Consider the following 1,289-nt stretch of genomic DNA (forward strand, 5'->3'; position numbering starts at 1 on the left):
GCGGCTCACCGGGCTGGGGTTCGAACTGTTCGGCGAGCCGAAGGCGGGCATGTACCTGTGGGCGCGCCACCCCGACCTGCCCGACGGCGCCGAGCTGTCGCAGCAGGCGGTGGGAGACGGCATCATGCTCGGGCCGGGGCAGCTGTTCCTGGTCGAGCCGCGGCCCACCGGCCGGCGAGCCACAGCCTCCCCGCACGCGCCTTTGCCGCGCACGCTACGACCGAACGGTCCTTTCCTATAATCGACGGTTCCGCCGAGACTGCCCATAGAAAGAACCGGATGAAAGCCTCCGAGATCCGCACCACCTTCCTGAAATTCTTCGAATCGAAGGGGCACACGGTGGTCGCCTCCAGCCCGCTGGTGCCGGCCAACGACCCGACGCTGATGTTCACCAACTCGGGCATGGTGCAGTTCAAGGACGTGTTCCTCGGCAGCGACAAGCGCCCCTACGTGCGCGCCGCCTCCGTCCAGGCGTGCCTGCGCGCCGGCGGCAAGCACAACGACCTCGAGAACGTCGGCTACACCGCGCGCCACCACACCTTCTTCGAGATGCTGGGCAACTGGAGCTTCGGCGACTACTTCAAGCACGACGCGCTCACCTGGGCCTGGGAGCTGCTCACCCAGGTCTACAAGCTGCCGGCCGACAAGCTGTGGGCCACCGTCTACATCGACGACGACGAGGCCTACGACATCTGGACCAAGGTGATCGGCCTGCCGCCCGAGCGCGTGGTGCGCATCGGCGACAACAAAGGCGCGAAGTACGCCTCCGACAACTTCTGGATGATGGCCGACACCGGCCCCTGCGGCCCCTGCTCGGAGATCTTCTACGACCACGGCCCCGGCATCGCCGGCGGCCCGCCCGGCTCGCCCGATGCCGATGGCGACCGCTACATCGAGATCTGGAACAACGTGTTCATGCAGTTCGACATGCAGCCCGACGGCAGCATCAAGAAGCTGCCGGCCCCCTGCGTCGACACCGGCATGGGCCTGGAGCGCCTGGCCGCGATCCTGCAGCACGTGCACAGCAACTACGAGATCGACCTGTTCGACCGCCTGATCCGCGCCGCGTCCCGCGAGACCGGCGAGAAGGACCTGTCGAACAAGAGCCTGCGCGTGATCGCCGACCACATCCGCGCGACCGCCTTCCTGGTCAGCGACGGCGTGATCCCGAGCAACGAGGGCCGCGGCTACGTGCAGCGCCGCATCATCCGCCGCGGCATCCGCCACGGCTACAAGCTCGGCCAGAAGAAGCCGTTCTTCCACAAGCTGGTGGCCGACCTGGTCAGCGA

The 1,289-nt window shown here is 67.3% G+C and carries 1 protein-coding gene and 1 pseudogene; both read left to right on the forward strand.

Annotated elements, in window-relative coordinates; translation table 11 throughout:
* A pseudogene (locus AC1D01_RS35145) lies at nucleotides 1–241 on the forward strand (hypothetical protein); the annotation flags it as partial.
* A 38-nt stretch (nucleotides 242–279) separates the two neighbouring features.
* The coding region (gene alaS / locus AC1D01_RS35150; protein WP_477874211.1) for an alanine--tRNA ligase at nucleotides 280–1,289 on the forward strand (1,010 nt) is incomplete at its 3' end.

The sequence above is a fragment of the Rhizobacter sp. P3_B12 genome, from assembly GCF_056402895.1.